The organism is Stenotrophomonas sp. 62841_Sma, from assembly GCF_056482945.1.
This window is the reverse complement of record NZ_CM151224.1, coordinates 4,374,472-4,399,356: the sequence shown is the minus strand read 5'-3', so window position 1 is coordinate 4,399,356 and position 24,885 is coordinate 4,374,472. Positions and strand designations below refer to the sequence as shown.

16 protein-coding genes are annotated in these 24,885 nt (G+C 66.9%); 6 read left to right on the top strand and 10 right to left on the bottom strand.

Annotation, left to right across the window (positions count from 1 at the left end):
- Positions 1 to 118: 118 nt before the first annotated feature.
- Positions 119 to 1,006: a regulatory signaling modulator protein AmpE gene (ampE, locus tag ACZK5G_RS20480; RefSeq protein ID WP_032127176.1), complete on the top strand. Its 888-nt coding sequence runs from the start codon at positions 119 to 121 to the stop codon at positions 1,004 to 1,006.
- A gap of 509 nt (positions 1,007 to 1,515) precedes the next feature.
- Here ampE and ACZK5G_RS20475 read toward each other — a convergent pair.
- The 10 genes from ACZK5G_RS20475 to ACZK5G_RS20430 all read right to left on the bottom strand — a co-directional run bounded on the left by ACZK5G_RS20475 (position 1,516) and on the right by ACZK5G_RS20430 (position 18,196).
- Positions 1,516 to 1,941, bottom strand: coding sequence for a DUF2752 domain-containing protein (locus tag ACZK5G_RS20475; protein WP_006473646.1), 426 nt, complete (start codon positions 1,939 to 1,941; stop codon positions 1,516 to 1,518).
- A 43-nt stretch (positions 1,942 to 1,984) separates the two neighbouring features.
- Positions 1,985 to 2,263: a CD225/dispanin family protein gene (locus ACZK5G_RS20470; protein ID WP_049401660.1), complete on the bottom strand. Its 279-nt coding sequence runs from the start codon at positions 2,261 to 2,263 to the stop codon at positions 1,985 to 1,987.
- Between the two features lie 34 nt (positions 2,264 to 2,297).
- Positions 2,298 to 2,585 (bottom strand): CD225/dispanin family protein, encoded by a 288-nt coding sequence (locus ACZK5G_RS20465; RefSeq protein WP_005419784.1) that lies wholly within the window; start codon positions 2,583 to 2,585, stop codon positions 2,298 to 2,300.
- Between the two features lie 182 nt (positions 2,586 to 2,767).
- Positions 2,768 to 4,657 (bottom strand): MFS transporter, encoded by a 1,890-nt coding sequence (locus ACZK5G_RS20460; protein WP_182266809.1) that lies wholly within the window; start codon positions 4,655 to 4,657, stop codon positions 2,768 to 2,770.
- Between the two features lie 139 nt (positions 4,658 to 4,796).
- Complete coding sequence (locus ACZK5G_RS20455; RefSeq protein ID WP_049461643.1) at positions 4,797 to 5,591, bottom strand: SDR family NAD(P)-dependent oxidoreductase; 795 nt, start codon at positions 5,589 to 5,591, stop codon at positions 4,797 to 4,799.
- A gap of 140 nt (positions 5,592 to 5,731) precedes the next feature.
- On the bottom strand, positions 5,732 to 7,909 hold the full coding sequence (gene yccS / locus ACZK5G_RS20450) for a YccS family putative transporter (RefSeq protein ID WP_478464604.1): 2,178 nt from the start codon (positions 7,907 to 7,909) through the stop codon (positions 5,732 to 5,734).
- 162 nt (positions 7,910 to 8,071) lie between these two features.
- Positions 8,072 to 10,129, bottom strand: a complete 2,058-nt coding sequence (locus ACZK5G_RS20445) for a TonB-dependent siderophore receptor (RefSeq protein WP_478464602.1) — start codon at positions 10,127 to 10,129, stop codon at positions 8,072 to 8,074.
- A gap of 363 nt (positions 10,130 to 10,492) precedes the next feature.
- A complete protein-coding gene (locus ACZK5G_RS20440) occupies positions 10,493 to 13,615 on the bottom strand; it encodes an efflux RND transporter permease subunit (RefSeq protein ID WP_478464600.1) in 3,123 nt (1,040 codons plus the stop codon).
- A 31-nt stretch (positions 13,616 to 13,646) separates the two neighbouring features.
- Positions 13,647 to 16,880 carry an efflux RND transporter permease subunit gene (locus ACZK5G_RS20435; protein WP_100437674.1) on the bottom strand — a complete coding sequence of 1,078 codons (3,234 nt, stop codon included), beginning with the start codon at positions 16,878 to 16,880 and terminating at the stop codon, positions 13,647 to 13,649.
- A 74-nt stretch (positions 16,881 to 16,954) separates the two neighbouring features.
- A complete protein-coding gene (locus ACZK5G_RS20430; protein ID WP_478464599.1) occupies positions 16,955 to 18,196 on the bottom strand; it encodes an efflux RND transporter periplasmic adaptor subunit in 1,242 nt (413 codons plus the stop codon).
- A gap of 186 nt (positions 18,197 to 18,382) precedes the next feature.
- On the opposite strand from ACZK5G_RS20430, the gene ACZK5G_RS20425 reads away from it, so the two are divergent.
- From ACZK5G_RS20425 to ACZK5G_RS20405, 5 genes are all read left to right on the top strand, one after another.
- Positions 18,383 to 19,702 (top strand): M20 family metallopeptidase, encoded by a 1,320-nt coding sequence (locus tag ACZK5G_RS20425; protein WP_111202799.1) that lies wholly within the window; start codon positions 18,383 to 18,385, stop codon positions 19,700 to 19,702.
- A 551-nt stretch (positions 19,703 to 20,253) separates the two neighbouring features.
- Entirely contained in the window at positions 20,254 to 21,072 is an 819-nt protein-coding gene (gene queF / locus ACZK5G_RS20420) for an NADPH-dependent 7-cyano-7-deazaguanine reductase QueF (RefSeq protein ID WP_478464597.1), read from the top strand.
- A 219-nt stretch (positions 21,073 to 21,291) separates the two neighbouring features.
- Entirely contained in the window at positions 21,292 to 21,585 is a 294-nt protein-coding gene (locus ACZK5G_RS20415; protein WP_049401651.1) for a LysM peptidoglycan-binding domain-containing protein, read from the top strand.
- A 45-nt stretch (positions 21,586 to 21,630) separates the two neighbouring features.
- Complete coding sequence (locus ACZK5G_RS20410) at positions 21,631 to 22,140, top strand: hypothetical protein (RefSeq protein WP_478464596.1); 510 nt, start codon at positions 21,631 to 21,633, stop codon at positions 22,138 to 22,140.
- Positions 22,141 to 22,503: 363 nt separating this feature from the next.
- Complete coding sequence (locus ACZK5G_RS20405) at positions 22,504 to 24,726, top strand: NADP-dependent isocitrate dehydrogenase (protein ID WP_478464594.1); 2,223 nt, start codon at positions 22,504 to 22,506, stop codon at positions 24,724 to 24,726.
- Positions 24,727 to 24,885 lie beyond the last annotated feature (159 nt).

The window sequence follows — 24,885 nt, the reverse complement described above, 5'->3', positions numbered from 1 at the left end:
CGCCTGTATTGCCGCCACCTGAACACGGCCCGGGTTACAGTCCGGTTCACCGCTGAGGGCGCCGCTGCGACAGGTAAGGTAGCGACGCCGAGCGTTCTGTTTCGTAGGGAGACCTGCCATGTTCACCACTCTGGCCGCCGTGCTGGTGGCACTGGCCCTGGGCCATGTTGCCCCGGCCGCTGCCGCCTCGCTGCGCCGTTTCGACGGCTTCCGGCGTTGGCTGGGCTGGCTGGACGCGCGCGGTGGCAAGGCCTGGCAGGGGCCGGCCGGCGTTGCCCTGGCACTGCTGCCGCCGCTGCTGCTGATGGCGCTGCTGGCGTGGTTGCTGCGTGGGGTGCTGTTCGGCCTGCCGTCGCTGCTGCTGGGCGTGGCGGTGCTGGCGTGGTGCTGGGGCCCGCGCGATCTGGACCGCGATATCGAAGCGATCATCGATGCCGATGACGCGGCGACGCGCCAGGCCGCGGTGCGTAACCTGCAGGCGGCCGGTGGCAGCCTGCGCGAGGACATTCCGTCACTGGTCGAGGCAACCGTGCTCAACGCCTTGCGGCGCTGGTTCGCGGTGCTGTTCTGGTTCCTGCTGCTGGGCCCGGCCGGTGCTCTCGGTTACCGGCTGCTGGCGCTGATGGCGGAAAGCCCGATGCGCGCCCGCGTGCCGGTGGAGCCGCTGGCGCTGGCGCAGCGCCTGCTGGGCTGGATCGAGTGGCCGGTGGCGCAGCTGATGGCATTCTCGATGGCGCTGGTGGGCAACTTCGATACGGCGTGGAAGGCCTGGCGCCAGGCCCACGGCGAGCGCCTGGCCGGCAACATCGGCTTCCTGGGCGCGGTGGCGCGGGCCAGCGTCAATGCTGAGCTGCGCGAGGATGCGCACGATTACACCGAGGCGGGGCTGTTGCCGGTGTGGCAGCGGTTGCCGGACCTGCGGGATGCGATGAGCCTGGTGTGGCGGATGCTGCTGCTGTGGCTGGCGATCCTCGCCCTGCTGGTGATTGCAGGCTGGGTGACGTAGTTGCTTTGCAGGGCTTGCAGCCCTGCACCTGCAGAGGCAACAGCAACAGCAACAGCAGCTCTGGATTGGTGATGGTTGGGCGGGGCGGTGTGGGGCTGCAGGACACGCCGTAAACCCGTCCTTGGGGGCTCGATGGCGCCATCCATGGCGCCAACGGTCCTGCAGCCCCACACCGCCCCACCCCCGACACATTCCCGGTGACGGTGGATGAACTGCGATTGCCGGTAGGTGTCGACCTTGGTCGACACGGTAGATCCACGCCATGCGTGGATGCAGAGCGAAGCGATCCGCTTCCGCTTTTGATCTTCTCTTTCTTTCCCGTGGTGGACGCGCACGGAAACTGTCCGTGGCCGGGCGGGATGGGTTTGCGGGGGTGTCCGCGGCATGGATGCCGCGGCCAAGCCTCCACGGAGGGATTCACGGCGTCCCCCGCAAACCCATCCCGCCCGGCCAACCCCATGATCGACAAACGTCGCCCACCACGAGGGGCTGCGCCGTTGGCTGGAAACCTAGATCGGTGCCAGTGCAGTGAACGGCGCCCACGGCAGGTTGCGCAGCAGCGCATACCCGGGCAGCACCCAGAGCCAGAACACGGGATTGGCCAGCACCCGCATCAGCGGGTCGAGCACACGCGGGCGGATGCCGGCGATGTTCAGCAGCATCAACAACAGGAACGGCAGGCTGATGACCAGCAGCGGGTTCATCGCCATCGCGCCGGGCAGGTCGAAGTGGACCAGGGAATACAGGCAGCGCGTGCTGCCACAGCCCGGGCAGTACAGGCCGGTCAGCGCGTACAGCGGGCAGCTCGGCAGGGGATTGCCGGCGACATACGGATTGACGTTGCGCAGCACCACCGTGGCACCCACGGCCAGGCCGGCGGAAACCAGCAGCGGTGCCCAGCGGGCGAGTCGGGAACGAGCGGGAAGCGCGGACATGCAACAACGGATCCGGCGCAGGCGCCGGATCCGTCCAGGCGTATCAGTAGTTGCCGTTGCTCATCGCGCCCATGCCGCCGAGCACAACGAAGAACAGCACGTACAGCACGACCAGCACGACCCAGGCGATGGCCGACCACATGGCCCACTTCTTGGCCTTGGCGGCGGAGTCCTGGGCGCCGGCGATGTCGCCGGCCGCCAGCTTGCCGTTGACCTGGGCGGCGTAGACGATCGACACGATGCCGGCCGGCAGGCAGCAGAACAGGGTGCTCAGGATGGCCCAGACCAGATTGTTCGGGACCTGCGGAGTGGCGGTGTTCATGGGTTCAAGCTCCTTGATGGGTGGTGGTGGTGAATCATTGGTCGGAAAGAGCGCCCAGTACGGCCAAGCCGCCGAACAGCCCGAACCACAACAGCAACAGGACCGGCAGGGCCACGGCCGAAGCCACCGCCCACCAGCCCGCCTTGCGCGACGCACTGTAGGCCCCCGGCAGGTCGCCGGCCGCGCGGCGGCCATCGACCTGGGAGGCGTACACGATCGACACCACGCCCAACGGCAGGCAGCAGAACAGCGTCGTCAGGATCGCCCAGACCAGATGGTTGGGGATGTAGACCGGACGGCTGAGCGGTGGTGGTTGATTCAAAGCGAGACTCCATTCCTTGGTGGCCGGCCATGATGAATCGGCCGGACCTCCCCCCTGTGGGTGCGTAATCTACCGCAACCTGCGTTGCATGTATGCGTTTACAGTCACGACATGTCGCGTACACCACTGGACGGTGACGTATGTGGGGGAGTCCGCTGGGCCCGCTCAGCGGGCCCATCTCGTCAGGCGTGATCGCCGCGCAGGGCTCGCACCTGGGCCTCCAGCACCGGTGCGCTGGTGCTGTGGCCATCCACGGCCGCTGCCGCCACCACCTCGACGGTGGCGCGGAAACGGCGCGGCACGCGCATGCGGCCCAGGCGGCTGTCGCGCCGGCTCCACATGCTCGACCACATGCCGCGCAGCGCCATCGGCACCACTGGCACCGGCCGCCGTTCGAGGATCTTCTCGACGCCGGACTTGAACGGTGCCATCGCGCCATCCTTGGTCAGCGCGCCTTCCGGGAAGATGCAGACCAGCTCGCCTTCGGCCAGCGCAGCGTCGATGTCATCGAACGCGCGCTGCATCAGCGCCGGGTCTTCGCGCGCACCGGCGATCGGGATCGCCTTGGCGGTCCGGAAGATCCAGCGCATCACCGGGATGTTGAAGATCTTGTAGTACATGACGAAGCGCACCGGGCGCGGGATCGTCGCCGACAGGATCAGTGCGTCCATGTAGCTGACATGGTTGCAGACCAGCAGCGCGGCGCCCTCGTCGGGCACGTTGGCCTCGATACCGTGCGGGCGCAGGCGGTACAGGGTGCGCACCATCAGCCAGCTGAGGAAGCGCATCAGGAATTCGGGGACGATGGTGAAGATGTAGATCGCCACCAGTGCGTTGGCGATGGCCAGCGCCAGGAACTGCTGCGGGATGGACCAGTGCAGCAGCTTGTGCGCGGCCAGCGACAGCAGGGCTGCGCCGACGATGAAACCGGAGTTCTGGATGTTCAGCGCCGCAAACACGCGCGACATCTGCGCCTTCGGCGTGCGGCTCTGGATCAGCGCGAACAGCGGCACCACGAAGATGCCGGTGAACAGGCCGATGCCGATCAGGTCGATGACGATCCGGATGCTGCCCGGCTGCTGCAGGAACGTCCCGATGGTCAGTCCGTGCACGGTCGCTTCGCCACTGCGGGCGAAATACAGGTCGAGCAGGAACGCGGTCATGCCGAACGCACCCAGCGGCACCAGGCCGATTTCCACCGTGCGTGCCGACAGCTTCTCGCACAGCAACGAGCCAACGCCGGTGCCGACCGAGAACAGGGCCAGGGCAAAGATATACAGGGTCGGCTCACCGCCGAGGTTGGTCACGGCATAGGCCGGCAACTGCGAGGTCAGCACGGTGCCGACGAACCAGAACCAGGACACGCCCAGGATTGAATTGCGCACCGCCTTCTGCTGGCGCGCCATGCGCAGCACCGCCAGTGATTCGGGCAGCGGGTTCCAGTTGATCTTCAGGTTCGGGTCGCCGGCATCGACCTTGGGAATCAGGCGCGCGGCGATGTTGCCGCAGATCGCCAGGCCGATGATCGCGCAGGCCGCCACCACCGTACCGTGGCTGCCGGCGACGGTGAACACCAGGCCGCCGACGATCATGCCGGACAGGATCGACATCGAGGTGCCCATTTCAACCAGGCCGTTGCCACCGGTCAGCTCTTCGGGCTTGAGCACCGACGGCAGCACCGAGTACTTCACCGGGCCGAACAGGGTCGACTGCATGCCGGTGCAGAACAGGGCGACCAGCAGCACCGGCAGGCTCTGAGTGAGGAAGCCGGTGGCTGCCAGCGACATGATCACGATCTCCATGGTGGTGGTGATCACGATCAGCCGCGATTTTTCCAGTTTGTCGGCGATCTGCCCGGCCAGCGCCGAGAACAGGAAGTACGGCAGGATGAAGATGGCCGGTGCCAGCGTGGCGTACAGCCCCAGTTCTTCCTCCGGTACGGCCATGAACAGCAACATGCTGATGATCGCCTGCCGGTACACGTTGTCGTTGAACGCTCCGAGCGCCTGGACGACGAAGAACGGCAGGAAACGGCGCTGGCGCAGCAGGGCGAACTGGTTGTGACCGGACATGGAGCCTCCTTGACCGGCGCAGCCTAGCATTCCTGCCTATCCGCCGGGACCATGGCGGGATGCATCCACGCATGGCGTGGATCTGCTGAAGCCCCACAACTGTGGGTGCGGACCGTTGGTCCGCACACCTTGATAGGTCTCAGACGATATCGTCGACCACGCCGCCATCCACGCGCAGCGCCGCACCCGAGGTCGCCGAGGCTTGCGGCGAGGCCAGGTACACCACCATGTTGGCCACTTCCTCGACCGTGGCGGTGCGCTGGATCACCGAAGACGGCCGGTGTGCCATCACGAACTCGCGGCCGATCTGCTCCAGTGGCTTGCCGCTGCGCTGGCGTTCATCTTCGAACATCGCCGCGAAACCGTCGGACAGGGTCGGGCCGGGCAGCACCGCGTTGACGGTGACGCCGCTGCCGGCCACGCGCTTGGCCAGGCCGCGCGACAGCGACAGCTGCGCGGTCTTGCTGACACCGTAGTGGATCATGTCGGCCGGAATGTTGCGTGCCGATTCGGATGAGATGAACAGTACGCGACCCCAGCCGGCATCGACCATGGCCGGCAACAGTGCCCGCGACAGGCGCACGCCGGACATCACGTTGGTCTGCCAGTAGCGTTCCCAGGTCGCGTCTTCGGTCTCGAAGAAGTCCTCGGGGCCGAAAATGCCGGCGTTGTTGACCAGGATGTCGACCTTGGGCAGGCCTGCCAGCAGCGTGTCGACGCCGGCCGCATCGGAGAGGTCGGCGGCCACGCCGAGCACGTCGGCACCCGGAACGGCGGCGAGCAGGCGCTGGCGGGCGCGTTCGACGCTGTCGGTGCTGCGGCCGTTGAGAATGATCCGCGCGCCCGCGTTGGCCAGGCCCTGGGCAATCGCCAGGCCGATGCCGGCGGTGGAGGCGGTGACCAGCGCGGTACGGCCGGTGAGTTCGATCTTCATGGAGGAATCCGGGGCAGGGGATCACCCAGTATCCGCGCGGGAACGTGATCGGGATGCATCGCCATACGCAACGCACGGTTGCACGCGGTGCAGTAGATCCACGCCATGCGTGGATGGAATGTCCGAGCAGCGATGAGGGATCAGGTCAGGCTGGTCACCGCCTCATTCGCCGCCGCCCGCACCTTCGGCAGCATCCGCAGCACAAGCGCCATCTGGGTGCGGATCAACTGCAGCTTCGCCGGCATCGTCTCGTCGATCTGCTCCAGTTCGGCCGCCACCGCGCGATCAGCGTCGTTGTCGTCCTCGCTGACCGGCTGCCGTGCGGTCAGGGCCGAGGCCAGCTGCTGCAGTGCCTTGCGCACGCGTTCACCGGCTGCCAATGCCAGCGGGTCGCCAGCATAGCTGTCCACCTGGTCACGATGCGCGCCCAATGCCGACAGATGGCCGAGCAGCGTGTTGGACAGCGCCAGGAAGTGGAAGCCGGCATCCAGATTGCGGCGCACATGTCCGGGCTCACGCAGCATGTTCGACAACGCGGTGGATAGCGCGGCGTCGGCGTTGTGCATGTCGCGGCGGGCGATGCGGTAGGCCAGATCGTCACGCATGCCGCTGCGGTACTGGCCCAGTACCGAATCCAGGTAGCGCGCGGCGGTGTCCAGCACGCGCGCCAGCACAAGGTGCAGCTGGCGGCCCTGCCAGTCGGGCAGGATCAGGAAGGCGGCCGCGGCGGCGATTGCACAACCCAGCAGCGTATCGACCATGCGCGGCACGATCAGCACGAAGCCGTCGCCGATCAGGTTGAAGCAGGTCAGTGCCATCACCGTGATCGCCGCCGAGGCCACCAGATAGCGGTCGGTGCGGGTGAAGAAGAACAGCAGCGCCGACAGCAGCGCGATCAGCAGCTGTACGTGCAGCTGTGGGAACAGCTGCAGCAGTGCCCAGGTCAGCACCAGGCCGGCCACGGTGCCGACGATGCGTTGTGCAAGGCGCTGGCGGGTCGCGCCGAAGTTGGGGCGGCACACGAACACGATGGTCAGCAGCACCCACGAGCCGTTCTGTGCATTGAACAAGCGGATTGCCGCGAAGCCGGCGATCAGGGCCAATGCCATGCGCAGGCCGTGGCGGAACAGGACCGAGCCGGGCGTGAGCTGCTGGCGCACGCGCACGCCCATCTCGCGCAGGGTGTGCGGGTTGCTGTCGCGCAGGCGGGTATCGACGTTGTCCAGGCTGGCCTCGGAGCGCTCCGCATCCAGCAGGCGGCGCTCGATGCTGCGCAGGTTGTGCACCAGCAGATCCAGCGAGCCAAGCAGTCGCTGCCACTGCGGCCGCTGCTGGTCGCGCAGATAGGCCAGCGCATCGGCCAGGTCGCGCCCGGCCTGCTGGTTGCTTTCGCCATACACGAACGGACGGCGCAGGCGGATCGCCTCGCCCAGCCGTGCGCAGGCCTGCCCCTGCAGGTCGAGCAGGCGCTGGCAGCGGTACAGCACATCGCTGTGGAAGAAGGCATCGACCAGCGCACCGTACGGGTAGTGCGAGGAGCTGGCGCGCTCGTGGAAATCCTGTGCCATGTAATAGAGGCGCAGGTACAGGCCGGAGTTCACGCCGGGCCGCCCGGAACGGCCGAAGCGGGCCAGGATCGCGGTCTTGGCTTCATTCAATGCACCAACCACGCGCCGGTTCTGTTCGGCCAGGTCGAGCTGGCGACGCTGCAGGTCGGCCTCGCGCACCGGCTCGAACAGTGTTGCCTTCAACTGCAGGTAGCGGCCCAGTTCAACATACAGTCGCGCCACGCGTTCGCGTACCGGACGGTTGGCGAACAGTGCGGTCCACAGGATCGACAGCAGGCCGTACCAGACCGCACCGGCCAGCAGGTGGCTGACCGCGTCCAGCGCGCTGTGCAGGTCGCTGGCGCCATGCTGCTCCAGCCCGATCATGGTGTAGATCGCCAGCGTTACCGTGGCCTGGGCGATGGACGCATAGCGCTCGCCGAGCGCACCCAGCAGGGTCAACCCGAAGGTGGACAGCGCCAGCGCGCCGATGAAGATCCATGGCCAGGGGAACAGCCAGATCACCGAAGCGGCGGCGAGGCAGAAGCACAGCAGCGACAGCAGTACCGCCTTGGTACGGCCCCACCAGTTGTCATCGGTCTCGGCGATGGCGCTGGCAATGATGCCGAGGAACACGCCGGGCAGGGCAGTGAGCGCGTCCAGCTGCCAGCACACGGCAAGCGCTGCGGTCAGGGCGATGAACACCCGAAGGCCATAACTGGCCTTTTCGTGGGCCCACAGGCGGCTGAGGCGGGATTCGCGGGCGGGCATGCAGGCTCGGTGGAAGGGTCTCCCACCATTATTGCGGGTGCGGGGTGAAGGGGACAGCCCGCGAGGGAATACCCGGTAGTGCCGGCCGCTGGCCGGCTCTCATGCGCCCGGACGGAGGTGCAAGGAGCCGGCCGAAGGCCGGCACTACCGGTTTGCCGGGCATTACATGTCGAACCGCACGCTCACCGCGAACGTGCGCGGCAGGCCGGCGCCGGCGTTGGACCAGTACTTCCGGTTGGCCAGGTTCTCGACGCTGGCACGCAGAGTCACCGGATGGCCGGACGCCAGCAGGCGATAGCCGATGCCTGCATTCACCAGCGTGTAGTCAGGCAGCTTCAGGGTGTTGTCGGCGTCGTACCAGACATCGCCGTAGTAGCGCACGGCGGCATAGGTCTCCAAGCCGTCTACCCACGGCAGCTGGTAGGTGGCGTGCAGTACGCCGCTCCAGCGCGCAGCACCGGCGGTACGGTTGCCTTCCTGTGCGGCGCTGCCCGGGGACAGCTTGTCGTAGGTCGGATCCAGCCAGGTGACGCCGCCGCCGACGGTCAGTGCATCGTTGAGGTGCAGGTCGGCACTGGCTTCAATGCCTTCGTACAGCGTGATGCCGTCCTGCACCAGGCGCTTGCCGGCCGGCGTGAGCTCATCGATGTTGGCACCACGTTCCAGCCGGAACGCGGCCACGTTCGCATTCCAACGCGCCGCTTCGACCTTGGCCCCGATCTCGTACTGCTTGCTGATGGTGGGATCGAGCACGTCACCGGCGTTGATGTAGCTGTTGCCTACGCGGCTGCCCGCTTCGAGCGACTCGATGTAGCTGGCGTAGAGGGTGACCGCCTCGCTGGGCTTGAACATCACGGCGTAGGTCGGGGTGACCGGGTAGGTGTGGTACCGCCCCTTGGTTTCGAAGTCGTTGTAGCGCCAGCCCGCCAGCACCGACCAGCCGCTGCCGAGGTTCACCGTATCGCTTGCGAACACCGCCTGCTGCACCGTCTCGTCGCCGCGGGCCATCACCCGCGAACCAACGGCGTCGTGGCGGATGGCATGGCGCTGGTACAGGTTGGCGCGGCCAATCAGGTTCCACTCGTAGGGGCGGTCCCAGCCCAGTCCGGTCTGGTGGCTGATGCCCGTCACCACCTGATGCTGAAGGGGGCCGGTGCGGAAGCTGCCCTGCAGCATCGCCTGGGCCAGCTTCCACTCGCTCTTGCCACCCAGTTCGTAGACGTTGACGTCGTAGTCGCCGTTGAGATCGTCGATGTAGGCGAAGATCTTGTTGACGTCATTCCACGAGGTGGTGACGCCGTAACTCAGGCTGGCTTTCCAGTCGCTGTTGATCTGCCAGTTCAAGCCGGTCGACAGCAGGCTGGAGCGTGTGTCGTAGTAGGTGCCGGGCACGCTGTTGTCGGTATCTCCGGCGATCGGCCGCGGCAACGAGGTCAGGCCACGGAAGTAGTACTGCGGTGATTCCTCGCGCAGGTCGCGCGACTGGAACACTCCGTCGAAGGTCCAGGTGAGCGCATCGCTCAGGCGCGCGTCCAGCGACAGCGCGCCTACCTTGCGATCGACATGCCCGCCGTTGAAGGTCTCACCCTTTTCCTGGAAGGCGTTGAAGCGGTAGCCGAACATCTGCTCGTTGCCGAAGCGGCCGCCAACGTCGATGCCGCCGCTGACGATGCCCTGTTCGCGCCAGCCCAGCTGGGCGGAGAAGGTGGGCGTGTCCGTCGGCTTCTTGGTGATGTAATTGACGATGCCGCCGGGGGTGCCGAAGCCATACAGGAATCCGCCCGGGCCTTTCAGCAGATCGACCTGTTCCATCACTTCCAGCGGCCATTCGGTGCCCCAGGAAGAGACCTGCAGGCCATTGACCCGGTAGCTGTCGTAGTTCAGCTCCAGACCGCGGTTGCGGATGGGCGAGCTCCAGCCACTGGCATAGGCGCTGACCTGGGTGCTGACCGAAGGGTCGAGCAGGAAGGCTTCGCCCAGCGAGACCACCTGGCGCTGCTCGATCTGCTCGCGGCCAACAGCGGTGATCGCGAACGGAGTGTCGCGCAGGGCGCGGTCGCCCAGTGCGCCAGCGTCGGTATGGGTGCGTTCGGCGGTGACCTTCACCGCATCCAGATCGGTGGCGTTACGGCTGACGGCCGGCGCTTCGGCATGGGCAGCGCAGGCGGCTGACAGGGCGATGGCCAGCAGGGCCAGGCGGGGAGAACGGGAAGGCAGCATCGATGGTGGTCCTCGACGGACGGCCACAGGCCATCCGCCCACGGGTGGGGGAAGGGGCAGTGGCTGGGATCACGCAGGCTGGCCGGAGATGGCAGCGGGGCGCCGCGAAGGGGCGCAGGACCATGGCTGGATGAGAATTGTTCTCTTTTCGTTACCGTGCGTCAAACCCGGAGGTATGCGGACCAACGGTCCGCACCCACCATCCGTGCCCACGGTTCGTACCCACCATCCGCTCCCACGGTTCGTACCCACCATCCGCTCCCACGGTAGTGCCGGCCGCTGGCCGGCAGATTGGCTGTACGGAGAACGCCGGCCAGCGGCCGGCGCTACCAGTAGATCCACGCCCTGCGTGGATGGGCCCTTCTACGCCCGCTGTGCGCGCTTGAGCAGCTTCGCTTCGCGCCTGCGTGCGCGACGTGCGCGCCAGCGCTCGGCCAGGCAGGAGAAGATCACGTACAGCGCCGGCGTGCTGAGCAGGGTCAGGCTCTGCGAAAACAGCAGGCCGCCGATCATCGCGATACCCAGCGGACGCCGCAGCTCGGACCCTTCGCCGAGGCCGATCGCCAGCGGCACAGCAGCCAGGATCGCCACCATCGTGGTCATCATGATCGGGCGGAAGCGCACGATGCTGGCCTCGCGTGCCGCTTCGCGCGGTGCCAGCCCATGTTCGCGCTGCGCCACCAGCGCGAAGTCGATCATCATGATCGCGTTCTTCTTGACGATGCCGATCAGCAGCACCAGCGCGATCATCGAGATCACCGACAGTTCGGTATTGGTGCCGAACAGCGCCAGCAGCGCGCCCACGCCGGCCGCCGGCAGCGTGGACAGGATGGTGACCGGGTGGATCAGGCTCTCGTACAGCATGCCCAGCACCAGGTACACGGTCAGGATCGCGGCAAACACCAGGATCAGCATGTCGCTGGGGTCGGAGTTGAAGCCGAAGCCGGCGTCATCAGCCAGGCGGATGTCGCCGGGCATGCGCATGCCGGCCACGGTCGCGTCGATGATCGCCTTGGCCTCGCCCATGCTCACGTTCGGCGCCAGGTTGTAGCTGAGGTCCATCGTCGTGTACTGGTTCTCATGGGTGATCTGCGAAGGCGCCAGCCCCGGCACCTGCTTGGCCACCGCCGTGAGCGGCACCATGTCGCCGTTGCGCGCACGCACATGCACCTCGTCCAGCGCCGCCGGAGTAGCGGTCTGCGAGGGCAGGGCGTTGACCACCACGCTGTACTGGTTGATGTCCGAATAGATGGTCGAGATCTGGCGCTGGCCGAACGCACCGTACAGGGCGCCGTCGATGGCGCCGACCGAAACACCCAGGCGGGCGGCCTTGGCACGGTCGATCTCGATGTTCTGGCGCAGCCCGGCATTGTCCACATCGGTGCCGACGTCGCGCAGCTTCGGGTTCTTCTTCAGCTCCGCCTGCAGCTTGGGCAGCCATTCCTGCAGTGACGCCAGGTCATTCCCCTGCAGCGAGATGCGGTACTGCGCGCCCTGGCTGGAGCCACCGCCATCGTTGCTGGGCAGGTCCTGGATCGCGCGCAGGCGCAGCTGCAGGTCGGGGTAGCGGTCGGCCTTGGCGCTCAGTCGCGCCAGGGCATGTGCGGTGGTTTCGCGGCGGCCTTCCTTGCGTGATTTCAGCTCGACGTTGAACTGTGCGCTGGAGCCCTGGCGACCGCTGCCCAGGCGCACACCCACGGTCTTCACCGCCGGGTCGGCCATCAGCATGTCGGTGATGCGGCGCTGGCGGGCGACCATGTCCTCGAAGGAGACGGTGGCGCTGGAGTTGGCGCGGCCCCAGATCAGACCGGTGTCCTGCGGCGGGAACGCGCCCTTCTTCACCGCGCCGAACAGGAAGACGGTGGCACCGATCAGCAGCAGCGGCGTCAGCGACAGCAGCAGCGCATGGCGCAGCGAGAAATCCAGGAACACGGTGTAGATGCGCAGCATGCGCTCGTGGCCGGCATCCAGCCAACGGCCGAAGCGCGACGGCGGCGCCGTGTGGTCGTGGGCGCTGAGGAAGCGGCTGCACAGCGCCGGGGTCAGCGTCAGCGAGACGATCATCGAGACCACGATGGCCGCGACCAGGGTGACGGTGAATTCGCGGAAGAACGCACCCATCATGCCGCTGGCGAACAGCAGCGGGATGAACACCGCCACCAGCGAGGCGGTGATCGAGACGATGGTGAAGCCGATCTCGCGCGCGCCGGTCAGCGCTGCCTGCATCCGCGGCATGCCTTCGTCGAGGTGGCGCATGATGTTCTCGATCACCACGATCGCATCGTCGACCACGAAGCCGATCGCGATCACCAGCGCCAGCAGGCTCAGGTTGTTGAGTGTGAAGCCCAGCGCGTACATCACCAGCGCGGCGCCGGCCAGCGACAGCGGCACGGTGACTGCGGCGATCAGCGTGGGTGCCAGCCGGCGCAGGAACAGCGCCATGGTCAGCACCACCATCGCCAGGCTGATCAGCAGAGTGATCTGCACTTCATGCAGCGACGAGCGGATGGTCGGCGTACGGTCGAAGTACGGTGTCATCGTGGTGCCCGGCTGCAGGTAGTCGCGCAGCGCGGGGATCTGTGCCTTGACCCGGTCCACGGTCTCCACGATGTTGGCGCCGGCGCGGGTGAACACGTACATCACCACCGCCGGCTTGTGGTCGAACCACGCCGCCTGGTAGGCATCCTGCTGGCCGTCGTAGACGTTGGCGATGTCCTTCAGCCGGATCACCCGGCCATCGCCCTGGGTCTTGACCACCAGGTCGGCGAAGTCGGCGGCGCGTGCCACCGAATCGTTGGCGATGATCGCGGTGGTGGTGTTGCCATCGCTGAGGAAGCCGGTGGGCGAGGTCACGTTGGCCGCGCGCACGGCGTTGCGCAGGTCGTCGGCGGTCAGGCCGAGTGCGTTCATCAGGCGCAGGTTGACGTCCACGCGTACCGCCGGCGTCGAAGCACCGGCGATGTCGACCGAGGCGACGCCGCTGATCTGGCGGATGCGCTGCGCCAGCAGCGAGTCGGCCACGTTGTACAGCTCATCGGCCGACTGCGTCTGCGAGGTGAGCGCGATGGCGATCACCGGGTCGTCGTTCGGGTTCGCCTTCTGGTACATCGGCGAGCCCATGCCCGAAGGCAGGTCGGCCTGTGCCGAGTTGATCGCGGTCTGTACGTCCAGCGCGGCCGAATCGATGTTGTGGCCGCTCTGGAAGATCATGAACACCAGCGAGCTGCCTTCCGAGCTCGACGAGCGCATGCGGTCGATGCCCGGCAGCTGGCCGAGATGACGTTCCAGCGGCGCGGTGACCGTGGAGGCCATGGTTGCCGCATCGGCACCGGACTGACTGGCGTGCACGAAGATCACCGGGATCTCGATGTTCGGCAGCGCCGACACGCCCAGCCGCAGGTAGCAGATCAGGCCGACCATGAACAGGCCGATGGCCAGCAGCGCGGTGCCGATCGGGCGGCGGATGAAGGGGCCGGACAGGTTCATCGTGCGGCCCCCCGCGGCAGCGGGGCGTGGATCATGCCTGCGGCTCCTGCAGCGAACCGTCGCGCAGTGCGCGCTGCTCGCGGCGGCGGGCCAGCCATTCGGAGAAGCGCTCCATATACAGGTAGATCACCGGCGTGGTGTACAGGGTCACCAGCTGCGACAGCAGCAGGCCGCCGACGATGGCGATGCCCAGCGGGCGGCGCAGTTCCGAACCGATGCCGGTACCCAGTGCCAACGGCAGCGCGCCGAGCATGGCCGCGGCGGTGGTCATCATGATCGGGCGGAAGCGCAGCAGACAGGCGCGGCGGATCGCTTCATGCGCGTTGGCGCCGGCGCGGCGCGCCTCGATCGCGAAGTCCACCATCATGATGCCGTTCTTCTTGACGATGCCGATCAGCAGCACGATGCCGACGATGCCATCCACCGACAGGCTCAGCCCGCACAGCATCAGTGCCAGCAGCGCGCCGACACCGGCCGGCGGCAGCGTGGAGATGATCGTGATCGGGTGGATGTAGCTCTCGTAGAGCACGCCCAGCACGATGTAGATCACCACCAGCGAGGCCAGCAGCAGCCACACCACATCGGTCTGGCTGCCGGTGAATTCGGCGGCCTTGCCGATGAATTCGGCATGCAGGTGGGTGGGCATGTCCAGGCTGTCCTTGGTCTCCTGGATCGCCCGCACCGCTTCGGACAGCGAATAGCCCGGCGCCACGTTGAACGAGACCGTCACTGCCGGCAGTTGCTGCTGGTGGCTGACCACCAGCGGCGCACTGCTGACCTTGCCTTCGGCCAGTGCCGACAGCGGAATGATGCTGCCCGCGCCGACGGTGATGCCGGTGTTCTGCGCGCCGATGCCGGTAGCCGTCGATGAGTTCGACGAGGTGACCTGGCCGAAACTGGTGGCATTGGTGCCGGTCAGTGCACCGGCACCATTGGAGGCAACGGCCAGCTGTTCCATCAGCGCGGTGCTGGTGCGGAACTCCGGCGCCACTTCCAGCACAACCCGATACTGGTTGAGTTCGGTGAAGATGGTCGAGATCTGGCGCTGGCCGAACGCATCGTAGAGGGTGTCGTCGATGGTCTGCATCGGCACGCCCAGCACGCTGGCCTTGTCGCGGTCGATGTTCAGTTCAAGCGCGCGGCCCTGGTTGGACAGGTTGTTGTCGACGTCGGCCAGTTCCGGGCGCTTGCGCAGCGCTTCGGTCAGGCGTGTGGCCTGGGTGGCCACGGTCGCCGGATCCACGTCCGACAGCGAGTACTGGTACTCGGTGGCGGCCACGCGGGTATCCAGCGTCACGTCCTGGACCGGCTTCAGGTACAGGGCCACGCCCGGAATACCGGCGACGGCCTTCTGCAGGCGCGGCAGGATCTTGTCCAGGCCGTCGCGCTCGCCGCGTTCCTTCAGCACGATCGACAGCTGGCCCTGGTTGAGCGTGGGATTCATGCTGCCCGCGCCGATGAAGGCTGACACGCCGGTCACGTCCGGGTCCTGGCGCAGCGCTTCGGCCACCTGCTTGGTGCGCTGCTCCATCTGCGGGAAGGCGATGTTCTGGTCAGCCTGGACCACGCCGGTGATCAGGCCGGTGTCCTGTTCGGGCAGCAGGCCCTTGGGAATCAGCACGTACAGCAGCACGGTCAGCACCAGTGCGCCGCCGGCCACGGCCAGGGTCAGGCGCTGGTGGTCCAGCACCCAGTCCAGGCTGCGCTCGTACAGGCCGACGGTGCGCGTCCACAGGTTCTGCTTGCCGGCCGCCGCCGCACGCTCATGTGCGTCCTCGCCTTCGGGCAAGGCGTCGGGCTTGAGCAGGTAGGCGCACATCATCGGGGTCAGCGTCAGCGAGATCAGCATCGACAGCACGACGGCGATGCTCAGCACCCACGCGAACTCGTGGAACAGGCGGCCGGTGACGCCGGGCATCAGCAGCAGCGGCAGGAACACCGCCACCAGCGAAACGGTCAGCGACAGCACGGTGAAGCCGATCTGGCGCGCACCGATTTCGGCCGCTTCCTTGCCACTCTTGCCCTGCTCGATGTAACGCACGATGTTCTCGATCATCACGATCGCATCGTCGACCACGAAGCCGGTGGCCACCACCAGCGCCATCAGCGAGAGGTTGTCCAGCGACATGCCGGCAAAGGCCATCACCGCGAAGGTGCCGGCCAGCGACAACGGCACCGCCACCGAGGGAATGATCGTGGCCCACAGGCGGCGCAGGAACACGAAGATCACCGCCACCACCAGGCCGATGGTCAGGATCAGGGTGAACTGCACCTCATGCACCGAGGCGCGGATGGTCTCGGTACGGTCGTTGAAGATCTCCAGGTGCACGTCGGCTGGCAGCACGCCCTGCAGCTGCGGCAGGATCGCGCGGATGCGCTCGACGGTCTGCACGATGTTGGCGCCGGGCTGGCGGCGCACTTCCAGCAGCACCGCCGGCTTGCCATCGGCCCAGGCGGCCAGCTGGTCGTTCTCCACGCCATCAACCACTTCGGCCACGTCGGACAAACGCACGGGACGTCCGTTCTTGTAGCTGATGATGGTGTCGCGGTACTCGGCGGCACTGGTGAGCTGGTCGTTGGTACCAATGCTGTAGGACTGGGTCTTGCCGTTCAGCGAACCCTTCGGCGCGTTGACGTTGGCCTGGGTCAGCGCGCTGCGCAGCTGCTCCAGGGTCAGGCCCATGTTCGACAGCTGGGCCGGATTGACCTGGATGCGCACGGCCGGGCGCACGTTGCCGGCGATCGAGACCAGGCCCACGCCCTGCACCTGCGACAGTCGCTGGGCCAGGATCGAGTCGGCGTAGTTGTTGACGTCGCGCAGCGGGCGCGTGTCAGAGGTCAGTTTCAGGGTGACGATGGCCGCGTCGGCCGGATTCACCCGGTTGTAGACCGGCTGGTAGGGCAGCGACGAGGGCAGCGTGGCCTGGCGGATCGCCGCCTGCACGTCCTGCGCGGCAATGTCGATGTTCCGGTCCATCGAGAACTGCAGGATGATCGTGGACAACCCGGCCGACGAGTCGGAGGTCATCAGCTCCAGCCCGGAGATCTGCCCGAACTGGCGCTCCAGCGGCGTGGTGACCAGCGAGGCCATGGTGGTGGCGTTGGCGCCGGGGTACTGGGTGGTGACCACCAGGCTGGGCGCATCGATTTCCGGCAGCGCCGACACCGGCAGCTTGCGGTAACCGAGGATGCCCAGCAGCAACAGGCCCGCCATCAGCAGCGAGGTGGCGATGGGGCGGCGGATGAAGATCGTCGAAAAGCCCACGGACTGATCCTTGCTGGCACTTCAATGTCGGCGCCGGCAGGCTTGCCGGCGCGAGGGAGGTCGGTAGCCTGCGCTCAGCGCGGGCCGCCGCCACGACGGCCACCGCCGCCGTTCTTCTGCTCGGCGGCCTTCAGCTCGGCTTCGGTCGGCACCGCCGGGGTTTCGCCCGGCTTCAGCGCGGTGACCTTGCTGCCCGGCTTCAAGCGGAACTGGCCTTCACTGACCACCCGCTCGCCGCCCTTCAGGCCCTCGGCGATCTGCACCTGGCTGTCACCCACTTCCACGCCGCTGCGCACGGTCTGCATCTTCACCGTGTTGTCGCCCTGCACCACATAGACGTACTCGCCGTCCGGGCCACGCAGCACCGCCTGGGTCGGAATGACCACGCCACCGGCAATCGTGCGCAGCTGCATGCGCACGTTGACGAACTGGCCCGGCCACAGGCCGTTGTCGGTGTTGTCGAAGATCGCGCGCGCCTTGAACGTGCCGCTGTCGGCACTGATCAGGTTGTCGACCACGTCGAGCCTGCCGTCGCCGGACAGCACGTGCGAATCGGCGCGGTCCAGTGCCGCGACGGGTACCGCACCGGCGGCCTGTGCCTGGCGCACATCGCCGAGCTGGCGCTCGGGCAGGTTGAACAGCACGTGGATCGGATGGATCTGGGTCAGCGTGACCAGCGCGGTGCCGGCGTTGACCACGTTGCCGGCGTCGACCGCGCGGATACCGGCGATGCCGGTGATCGGCGCGGTGACCTTGGTGTACTGCAGCTGCACCTGCGCCGAGCGCATGCTGGCCTCGTTCGCCGCGACTGCGCTTTCGTACTGTGCCACTTGGTTTCGCTGTGTATCCAGATCGGTCTTGGCGACGAACTGGCGATACTCCGGCGCGTTCGAGCGCTGGTAGTTGGAACGCGCGGTGGCCAGCAGCGCCTCGTTCTGGCGCTTGGAGGCCACGGCCTGGTCATAGCTGGCCTGGGCGGTGCGCGGGTCGATCACCGCCAGCACATCGCCCTTCTTCACTTCCTGGCCTTCGCGGAAATTCAGGCTCATCAGCTGGCCGCCAACCTGCGGGCTGACGGTGACGGTGTTCATTGCGGTCACCGTACCCAGCGCACTGGCATAGACCGGCACGTCCTGGCGTGCCGCATCCACCACGGTCACCGGCACCGGGCCGGCATCCGGGTCTTCACCGCCCTGGCGCGCAGCTGCCGCCGGGCTACCGGCCTTGTCCTTGCCCCCGCCGAGTACGCGCAGGCCGACCACGGCCAGCACCAGTACCGCCACGACCAGCAGCACGATCTTCCAAACACGTGACATTCAAGGACTCCAAGAGGGCTGGACGGGGCACGGCCCCGGTTGGCAATGCGCAAAGCATACCTGCGCCACATCACGTTTCCTGCATGACGGATGGGACGGGCGCTAAGACCGGATCCGGCCGCGGAGGTTCCCGTAGCGGCGGTGTTGCCCTACATTCAGCTGGAACCCCCTGCCGTGGAGATCGTGATGCGCCGTTCGTTGCTGCTGTCCGCCCTGCTGCTGGCCTTGCCGGCTCTTGCCCACGCCCAGGACGGGCAGCGCCCGGAGGTGACCGCTGCCGCCCAGCGGCTGCAGGCCAAGGTGGTGGAATGGCGGCGCGATTTCCACCAGCACCCGGAACTGTCCAACCGTGAGGTGCGCACCTCGGCCGAGGTCGCCAAGCGCCTGCGTGCGATGGGCCTGAAGCCGAAGACCGGCATCGCCCACCACGGCGTGGTGGCGATCATCGAAGGCGGCAAGCCCGGGCCGAAGATCGCGCTGCGCGCGGACATGGACGCGCTGCCGGTGACCGAGCAGACCGGCCTGCCGTTCGCCTCCAAGGCCACCGACCAGTACCGCGGGCAGACCGTGGGCGTGATGCATGCCTGTGGCCATGATGCGCACACCGCCACCCTGCTTGGCGTGGCCGAAGCACTGGTGTCGATGAAGAAAGACCTGCCGGGCCAGGTGATGCTGATCTTCCAGCCGGCCGAGGAGGGCGCACCGCCGCCGGAGGAGGGCGGTGCCGCGCTGATGCTGAAGGAAGGGCTGTTTGCTGACTTCAAGCCGGAAGCCGTGTTTGGCTTGCATGTGTTCTCCAGCGTGCAGGCCGGGCAGATCGCCGTGCGTGGTGGTCCGTTGATGGCTGCCTCGGATCGTTTCGGGATCAAGGTGATCGGTCGCCAGACGCATGGTTCGGCGCCGTGGAACGGTGTTGATCCGATCGTCGCCACCGCTGACCTGGTCGGCACGGCGCAGACCATCGTCAGCCGCCGCGCGAACCTGTCCAAGCAGCCGGCGGTGCTGACCTTCGGCGCGATCAACGGTGGCATCCGCTACAACATCATTCCGGATGAAGTGGAAATGGTCGGCACCATCCGTACCTTCGACGAAGGCATGCGGCAGCAGATCTTCGCCGACCTGCGCAACGTGGCCGAGCACACCGCCGCCGCGCACGGTGCCAAGGCAGTGACGGACATCTACGAGTCGGAGGGCAATCCGGCCACGGTGAACGACCCGGCGCTGACCGCGAAGATGCTGCCGAGCCTGCAGGCGGTGGTGGGCAAGGACAACGTGTACGAGCCACCGCTGCAGATGGGTGCGGAGGATTTCTCGCTGTACGCGAAGGAAGTGCCGGGGATGTTCTTCTTCGTCGGTTCGACCAGCGTGGGCATCGACCCGGCGACGGCACCGGCGAATCATTCACCGAAGTTCCTGCTGGATGAGAAGGCGCTGGATGTCGGGTTGCGGGCGTTGCTGCAGGTGAGCCTGGATTACCTGCACGGTGCAGGTACTCCCGCGGGGTGAGGGTTTCCGGCAGGGCTTGCAGCCCTGCACCCGCAGAGGCCAAGGCAACAGCCGGAGCAACGGCAGAAGCCGGCTATCTGTGGGTTGGCGGGGCGGGTCCGGTGGCAGGGGACGGCGCAAGTACGTCCCTGTAGCCTCGGTCGCCGCATCCATGCGGCTCACGCCCCTGCCACCGGACCCACCCCGCCTTCGACGGTTTCCCGCGAACTGTCGGAACGACATTCTGCTTCTGGTGGGTGTCGACCTTGGTCGACACGGCGGACGTCATGAATGTCTGAAGCATCTGCTTTTGATTTTGATTTTCTGATCTTTCCCGTGGTGGATCGGCGGCAGAAATGTGTCCGGGGGCCGGGCGGGTGGGGATGGCGGGGTATCCGCGCCATGGATGGCGCGGCTAAGCCTCCAGGGACGGATTCACGGCGTCCCCGCCAGCCCCACCCGCCCGGCCCGCATCCGGGAGTCGGGGCTTCCCGCGACCCACCCACCACGGAGGGGCTCCGCCGTTGGCCGGCCCGGCCGAAGGCCCGCCGTCCGCGCGATACAATGCCCCCATGAACACCCCACAGGATTCCAGCCTCGGTCGCGAGGTCAGTTACCCGTCGCAGTACGATCCCGGCCTGCTGTTTCCCATCCCCCGCAGCGGTGCCCGCGCCGAGATCGGCCTCGATGACGCCGCGCTGCCGTTCATCGGCCATGACCGCTGGCACGCCTTCGAGCTGAGCTGGCTCGACACGCGTGGCAAGCCGCAGGTCGCCGTCGCCACCGTGCAGGTGCCGTGCACCTCGCCGCGGCTGATCGAATCGAAGTCGTTCAAGCTGTACCTGAATTCCCTCAACAGCACCCGTATCGACAGCGCCGAGGCACTGCGCGCGCGCATCGTCGACGACCTGTCTGCCTGCGCCGGTGCGCCGGTCCAGATCGCGTTCGGCCTGCCGGGCCTGCGTGAGACGCCGCTCGGTGAATCCATCGACGGGCTGGACGTGGAGATCGACTGCTACGGCCCGCCGCAGGCGGACTTCCTCGCCGCTGATGCAGGCGAGGTGGTGGAGGAGACCCTGGTCTCGTCGCTGCTGAAGTCCAACTGCCCGGTCACCGGCCAGCCGGACTGGGCCACGGTCAGCCTGCGTTACCGTGGGCCGAAGATCGACCGCGCGGGCCTGCTGCGCTACCTGGTCAGCTACCGCGAGCACGCCGAGTTCCACGAGCAGTGCGTTGAGCGGATCTTCAGCGAAGTGTCCGCCCGCTGCCAGCCGCAGTGGCTGGAAGTGGAGGCCCGCTATACCCGCCGTGGTGGCCTGGACATCAACCCCTGGCGCGCCAGCCCTGGCATCGCCGCCCCGGCCGCGACCTACCGCGAACTGCGGCAATAACCGCCGCAGGCGGTTACGGGTAGTGCCGGCCGCTGACCGGCAACCGCAAGGAACCCGCGTCCCGGGCCAGGGCAAGCCGGCGAGCGGCCGGCACTACCGGGCACCGGCTCTCCCGATTGTTCAGCCGCCCCCGGGGGTGGCTTCACATCTGCACCATCCCCATTTAACAACCGCCATGGCACCGTGCGAACCACGTAGTCATGCAGACGGGAGTTGTGGATGAGTACCGAGAAGAAAGCCGATTTCTCCGGCGTCAGTGCCAGCGTCGACAGTACCGCCGAACAGGTGCCGAAGGCGGACTTCTCCGGCGTGAGCGCTTCGGTGGACAGCACCGCCGACGTTGTGAGCGGCGGCACCTACACCGTGCAGAAGGGTGACTCGCTGTCGAAGATCGCCAAGCAGCACCTGGGCGATGCCAACGCCTGGAAGAAGATCTTCGAAGCCAACCGCGATGTGCTTGATGACCCGGACAAGATCTTCCCGGGCCAGACCCTGAAACTGCCGCCGAAGTAAGCCGGCGATCGAACGCCGTCCGACAATCCCTGGGAGGAACCCCGAATGATCAAGACCACCCCGCTCCAGACCGCCCTCATCGCCGCCCTGCTGGGCAGCGTTGCCCTGGTTGGTTGCAAGAAGAAAGAAGAGTCGACCGACAACAACGCCGCGCCCGCCGCAACCGCGCCGGCCGAGCCGGCACCGGCGCCGATGACCGGCGCGCCGCCGCCGATGGCAGAAGCCGCTGCCGTCAGCGTCTCGGCCGTCACCGTCGGCAAGACCGCAGCCGCCGACAAGTCGGTTGCGACGACAGCATTGTTCGCACCGAAGGATGACGTCATCGTCTCGGTCAAGACCGACGGCGCTGCCAACAACGTCACCGTTGGCGCGAAGCTGACCTACCAGGACGGCCAGGTGGCCGGCGAACAGAACGCCACCCTGAACTCCAGTGGCGCGGAAACCACCAACGTCACGTTCAAGAATGCAAAGGGCTGGCCGGCCGGCAAGTACCGCGCCGAAGTCACCGTCGATGGCAAGGCGGCCGGAACGCCGCAGGAGTTCGAGGTCAAGTAAGTCCTGCCGACTCTCTCCCGGCAGGGCTCACGATGGACGCAGCCGCGAGGCTGCGTCCTTTTTTGTTGGGCGACGGTTGGCGCTATCCACGCATGGCGTGGATCTACTGACAACCGGGCTGTGCTTCATCCACACCGTGCGTGGATGGATCACAGCGTTGCCGGCACGCAGTACCGCCGCGTATGGCGCGGCTTTGCCCCGCGCGGCTGAAAACGCGACAATGCAGGGGTTTCCCCGCCGCGCGCCCACCCTGACGGCGACGGGGGAAAGCGCGGGGCCCGGCCTCGCGCGCGACACGGTTGCACGTGGCCCGGCGCTGGCGCCGGCCTTCCCCTGAGCATTGCTACAGAGTCCAAGTCCCCCATGTCCAAGATCCTCTACACGCTGACCGACGAAGCACCGTTCCTGGCCACCCAGTCGCTGCTGCCGATCGTCGACGCCTATACCTCCACTGCAGGCATCGCGGTGGAAACCCGTGACATCTCGCTGTCCGGCCGCATCCTGTCGCTGTTCCCGGAACTGCTGAGCGACGCGCAGAAGGTCAGCGACGACCTGGCCGAGCTGGGCCAGCTGGCGACCACCCCGGACGCCAACATCATCAAGCTGCCGAACATCTCCGCTTCGGTGCCGCAGCTGAAGGCGGCCATCAAGGAACTGCAGGACCAGGGCTATCCGCTGCCGGATTACCCGGAAACCCCGGCTGACGACCAGCAGCGCGAGTACAAGGCGCGCTATGACAAGGTCAAGGGCAGCGCGGTGAACCCGGTGCTGCGCGAAGGCAACTCCGACCGCCGCGCACCGCTGTCGGTGAAGAACTATGCGCGCAAGCACCCGCACCGCATGGGCGCCTGGGCCTCGGATTCGAAGTCGCACGTCGCGCACATGGCCGCCGGTGATTTCTACGGCAGCGAAAAGTCGGCCACCCTGGCCAACGCCGGTTCGCTGAAGATCAGCTTCCACGGCAAGGACGGCAGCACCGTCGTGCTGAAGGAAAAGACCGCGGTCAAGGCCGGCGAGATCGTCGACGCCGCCGTCATGAGCCGCAAGGCATTGGCTGCCTTCATCGGTGAGCAGATTGCCGATGCCAAGGCCCAGGGCGTGCTGTTCTCGCTGCACCTGAAGGCGACCATGATGAAGGTCTCCGACCCGATCATGTTCGGCGTGGCGGTCAACGAGTTCTACAAGGACGTGCTGGCCAAGCACGCCGACGTGCTCAAGCAGGCGGGTTTCGATGCCAACAACGGCATCGGTGACCTGGCCGCACGCCTGCCGTCGCTGCCGGAAGCCACCCGCGCTGCGATCGAAGCCGACCTCGCCGCCGAGTACGCACAGCGTCCGGGCGTGGCCATGGTCAACTCGGACAAGGGCATCACCAACCTGCACGTGCCGAGCGACGTGATCGTCGACGCCTCGATGCCGGCGATGATCCGCGACTCCGGCAAGATGTGGAACGCCGAAGGCAAGCTGCAGGACACCAAGGCGGTCATTCCGGATCGCTGCTACGCCGGTGTGTACCAGGCCGTCATCGACGACTGCAAGGCGCACGGCGCCTTTGACCCGGCCACCATGGGTTCGGTGCCGAACGTCGGCCTGATGGCGCAGAAGGCCGAAGAGTACGGCTCGCACGACAAGACCTTCCAGATCGCTGCCGATGGCGTGGTCAAGGTCACCGACGATGCCGGCACCGTGGTGTTCGAGCACGCCGTGGAAGCCGGTGACATCTGGCGCATGTGCCAGACCAAGGACGCGCCGATCCAGGACTGGGTCAAGCTGGCCGTCGAACGCGCCCGCCTGAGCAGCACCCCGGCCGTGTTCTGGCTCGATGCCGCCCGCGCCCACGACGCGCAGGTCATCGCCAAGGTCGAGCAGTACCTGAAGAACCACGACACCAGCGGCCTGGATATCCGCATCCTTCCGCCGGTGGAAGCCACCGCGTTCTCGCTGGACCGCATCCGCAAGGGCGAGGACACCATCTCGGTGACCGGCAACGTGCTGCGCGACTACCTGACCGACCTGTTCCCGATCATGGAGCTGGGCACCAGCGCCAAGATGCTGTCGATCGTGCCGCTGATGGCCGGTGGCGGCCTGTTCGAGACCGGCGCCGGTGGTTCGGCCCCGAAGCACGTGCAGCAGTTCGTTGAAGAGGACTACCTGCGCTGGGATTCGCTGGGCGAATTCCTGGCCTTGGCCGCGTCGCTGGAACACCTGGGCAACCGCTACGACAACGCCGCAGCCCGCGTGCTGGCCAAGGCGCTGGACGAAGCCAACGGCCAGTTCCTGGACAACGACAAGTCGCCGTCGCGCAAGCTGGGTGGCATCGACAACCGCGGCAGCCACTTCTACATCGCGCTGTACTGGGCGCAGGCGCTGGCCGCGCAGGACGAAGACGCCGCACTGAAGGCACGCTTCGCCCCGCTGGCCAAGGCGCTGACCGACAACGAGCAGAAGATCGTTGACGAGCTGATCGCGGTGCAGGGCAAGGCCGTGGACATCGGCGGCTACTACCGTCCGGATGTGGCCAAGGCCAGCAAGGCGATGCGCCCGAGCGCGACCTTCAACGCCGCGCTGGAGCAGCTGCGCGGCTGATCCATCGCCGCTCGGCCGTGACACCGGAACCCGCGCTTCGGCGCGGGTTTCTTTTTGGGCCAGGATTACTGCGGCCCTTCATCCACGCATGGCGTCGATCTACCGGGGACCAGAACCGTGACATCCATCGGCTGTCGGAATGCCGTCAAAGGGGCATGA